Annotated in this window: 1 protein-coding gene; it reads left to right on the top strand. The window is 61.5% G+C overall.

Annotation, left to right across the window (positions count from 1 at the left end):
- Nucleotides 1–486: IS3 family transposase (locus MFF58_RS32000; protein ID WP_238294369.1), on the top strand; the 486-nt coding region annotated here is incomplete at both ends.

A 486-nucleotide genomic window follows, 5' to 3' on the forward strand; every position in this document is an offset into this window, starting at 1 on the left:
TTTCCAGTCGCGCCCAACCACCTCGACCAGGACTTCACGGCGGCTGGGCCGGATCGGAAGTGGGGGAGCGACATCTCCTACATCTGGACGGGGGAGGGCTGGTTGTACCTGGCGGTGGTCCTCGATCTGTACTCCCGACGGGTCGTGGGCTGGGCGGCGGGCGATCGCCTTCACAAGGAGCTTGCGCTGACTGCGCTGCGACGTGCCCTTGTCGTCCGACAGCCCGGACCAGGTTTATTGCATCATTCCGACCGCGGCAGTCAGTACTGTTCGAATGAGTATCAGGCGGAACTACGAGGACATGGCATCGTGATCTCGATGTCCGGTAAGGGAAATTGTTATGATAACGCGATAGTCGAGACGTTCTTCAAGACGCTGAAGAGCGAGTTGGTCTGGCGCACCGCGTTCCAGACGCGAGCCGAGGCCATCGCCGCGCTGGCCCGTTACATCGATGGCTTCTACAATCCCTGCCGCCGTCACTCGGCG

This window comes from Methylobacterium longum (assembly GCF_022179385.1).
Taxonomy (GTDB): domain Bacteria; phylum Pseudomonadota; class Alphaproteobacteria; order Rhizobiales; family Beijerinckiaceae; genus Methylobacterium; species Methylobacterium longum.